The organism is Chromohalobacter sp. 296-RDG, assembly GCF_029889885.1.
GTDB lineage: Bacteria > Pseudomonadota > Gammaproteobacteria > Pseudomonadales > Halomonadaceae > Chromohalobacter.
Genome location: NZ_JARANY010000145.1, coordinates 1 through 2,399 on the forward strand (window position 1 = coordinate 1; position 2,399 = coordinate 2,399).

The window sequence follows — 2,399 nt, forward strand, 5'->3', positions numbered from 1 at the left end:
CGGGGCGACGGCCTGCTGCTGTTCGGGGTGCGTGAGCAGGGGCGTGCCCACGATGACTTCGCCTATGAGAGCCGGGTCGTGGGGGCCCACTACGAGATCAGCGAGGGCGGCAACCTGGTGTTCATCGACCAGCTGCGCGAACTCTATGCCTTCGAGCCTGGTGATGACCCCGCGGTTCGCTATGACTGTGGCCTCTCAAGCCTGGAGTACGACCCCTACCACGCACGCCTCTACCTGCTGAACAGCTACGAGGTCGAGGCGAATGGCGAGGAGCATATTGGTGGCTACCTGTGGGAGGTCGGCCTGGAGGACTTCCGTGCCGGGCGTCGCCCGACGCTTGTGACCACGCCGGCGGGCCTGCCGCTGGAGTTCGAGCACAAGGCGGAAGGACTGGCGGTGCTGGATCACGACCGACTCTTCGTCGCCTACGACAACGACCGCAATTATGCCCTCGGCAGCATCGACGAACGCGACGAGCGGCACGCCTGCGAGGCACCCTATAGCCTGCTTAATGTTTCCTGACTTCGGCGGTAAGGCGTTTTCTGGAGTTTGATGAAAGGGGATCCTGTTCCACACAATCAGCGACCCGACCCAGTATCGACGTCACTGTCGACCGTTCCGATAGGTGTTGGGGGCACCTTCGCTGTTTTCCGGCAACCAGGCGGGGCCATGCTCACTCAGTTCCGACCGCACGAGGCGTTTGAGCAGACGGCCCCGGTAGCACAGCATGTGCCACTCGGCGCCCAGTCGGCTGCGTATCCGGTCCCATCCGCCATCGTCGGCGTGGGTTAAGGGGCCACCTTGAGCAATGACCTGCCGATACACGGCAAGGCATCGCTCGGCACAACGGGCTTCATCATAGGTCGCGGCCGTCACCAGTGCAGACTCGCAAAGAGGAAGACGGCGCTGGGGTTCCTGCAGGCTCACCAGGGCATCGACCATCTCCTCGACATCGTCACTGCGATGCCTGTCAAGCAGACGACCGTTGTCGCCATCAATCACCACCTCGCGGATGCCGGGGGCCGACACCGCGACGACCGGCAGGCCGGCGGCCATGGCTTCGGCCACCACCATCCACTGGATCTCGCTGTGGGAAGCAAAGGCAAAGACATCCATGGTGTGGTAGGCGTCGATCAGTCCCTGGCCCTGCAGTCGACCGGTGAAGTGCAGGCGGTCGGAAACTATCGTTCTATAGCAAGGAGTAGCCTAGATATGAAATATCTAAAATCAGCATGTTATGCAACGATCTTGGTTGTCGCCGGAGGGCTGGCCAGCGCCGCCATGGGCGCAGACGCGGCGACCTATGGCTGGGTGGAGACCGCCACCGTCGAACCCTGGGGGGTCGAGGTCAAGGTAAAACTGGACACCGGTGCGCTCACTTCCTCGATGCAAGCCGAAGAGATCGAGACATTCGAACGTGACGGCGAGGAGTGGGTGCGCTTCACCGTCGAAGTCGAGGATGAGGACACGGATGAGGTAGTATCACGCACCTTCGAACGTGAGGTATTTCGTAACCTGTTGGTCAGTGGCGCCGGTGGGGAGGATCGTCGCCCCGTGGTACTGATGACGATCTGCATGGGCCAGACCCTCCATGAGGAGCAGTTCAGCCTGGAGGATCGCGATGACATGAACTATCCCGTGCTGCTCGGGCGTCGCACTATCCAGAGCCTGGGGGAGGTCGATGTCACGCGCACCTTCGTGCATGACCCCGACTGCGATGAGGATAGCCAACTTATTCGCCACGCCGACCATGATTACGACGAAGACATCGGCATCTGACGGGACGCTGTCATGCCACTCGCAACCTTTGAGGAGACGCTGTGCTGTTACCGATTCTGGCCATCATCCTGGGGATCGTGCTGCTCCTGTGGAGTGCCGACCGCTTCGTCGAGGGTGCCGCGGCCGTGGCGGGGCACCTCGGATTACCCTCCCTGGTGATCGGCATGGTCATCGTCGGGTTCGGCACTTCGGCACCGGAGATCGTGGTGTCCATCATGGCGGCCCTGGATGGCAACCCCGACCTGGCTCTCGGCAACGCGCTGGGCTCCAACATCTACAATGTTGGCTTGATCATCGGAGTGACGGCGTTGATCGTGCCGATCGCGGTGCACTCGACGATCATCCGTCGTGAACTTCCGCTGCTCTTGCTGTTTGGCGCCGTGGCCGGGGTGCTGTTCTGGAACGGCCAGCTCAGCCGACTGGAATCCTTGCTGCTGCTGCTGGGGTTCTTCGCCCTGATGGGCTGGACGATCTGGACGGCACTGCGTGGCAAGGATGACCCGCTGGTCGCGGAGACCGAACAGGAGCTCTCCTCGCATGCCATGACGCTCGGCCGGGCCATCGTCTGGCTGGTGGTCGGCCTGACGCTGCTACTGGTGAGCTCGCTGATGCTGGTGTGG

At 62.3% G+C, this 2,399-nt stretch carries 2 protein-coding genes and 2 pseudogenes; 3 read left to right on the forward strand and 1 reads right to left on the reverse strand.

Features of this window, described 5'->3' with window-relative positions; genetic code table 11:
* Positions 1 to 522: pseudogene (locus tag OP495_RS17210) on the forward strand (hypothetical protein); the annotation flags it as partial.
* Positions 523 to 603: 81 nt separating this feature from the next.
* Here the strand turns inward: OP495_RS17210 and OP495_RS17215 are convergent.
* A complete protein-coding gene (locus tag OP495_RS17215; RefSeq protein ID WP_083632746.1) occupies positions 604 to 1,185 on the reverse strand; it encodes a glycosyltransferase in 582 nt (193 codons plus the stop codon).
* 27 nt (positions 1,186 to 1,212) lie between these two features.
* Here OP495_RS17215 and OP495_RS17220 point away from each other — a divergent pair, with 27 nt between their 5' ends.
* Positions 1,213 to 1,779: an ATP-dependent zinc protease gene (locus OP495_RS17220; protein ID WP_075368592.1), complete on the forward strand. Its 567-nt coding sequence runs from the start codon at positions 1,213 to 1,215 to the stop codon at positions 1,777 to 1,779.
* Between the two features lie 41 nt (positions 1,780 to 1,820).
* Positions 1,821 to 2,399 (forward strand): annotated as a pseudogene (locus OP495_RS17225) (calcium/sodium antiporter); the annotation flags it as partial.

What these genes read in the sequence shown, in the direction of transcription:
- OP495_RS17220 (WP_075368592.1), top strand. Translation starts at nt 1,213, where the DNA reads ATGAAATATCTAAAATCAGCATGTTATGCAACGATCTTGGTTGTCGCC.